This window comes from Bacillus sp. CCNWLW194 (genome assembly GCF_037120585.1).
Lineage (GTDB): Bacteria > Bacillota > Bacilli > Bacillales > Bacillaceae_G > Bacillus_A > Bacillus_A basilensis.
This window is the reverse complement of record NZ_JBBBBL010000003.1, coordinates 64,726-65,103: the sequence shown is the minus strand read 5'-3', so window position 1 is coordinate 65,103 and position 378 is coordinate 64,726. Positions and strand designations below refer to the sequence as shown.

The window sequence follows — 378 nt, the reverse complement described above, 5'->3', positions numbered from 1 at the left end:
ATCACCGCAAGTAAAGAAAGAAAATGTAGGAAATATCGTGTCACCACAAGTGAAGAAAGAAAATGTAGGGAATATAGTATCACCGCAAGTGAAGAAAGAAAATGTAGGGAATATAGTATCACCGCAAGTGAAGAAAGAGAATGTAGGAAATATAGTATCACCAAACGTATCGAAAGAAAATGTAGTTATCCCGCAAGTCATACCGCCAAATATTCAAGTGCCAAACATCATGCCAATGTTGGATAACAACCAACCACCAAACATCATGCCAATCATGGATAATAATCAACCACCAAATATGATGCCAATCATGGATAATAATCAACCACCAAATATGATGCCAATCATGGATAATAATCAACCACCAAATATGATGCC

The 378-nt window shown here is 36.5% G+C and carries 1 pseudogene; it reads left to right on the top strand.

Features of this window, described 5'->3' with window-relative positions:
* A pseudogene (locus tag V7S50_RS06805) lies at positions 1–378 on the top strand (peptigoglycan-binding protein LysM); the annotation flags it as partial.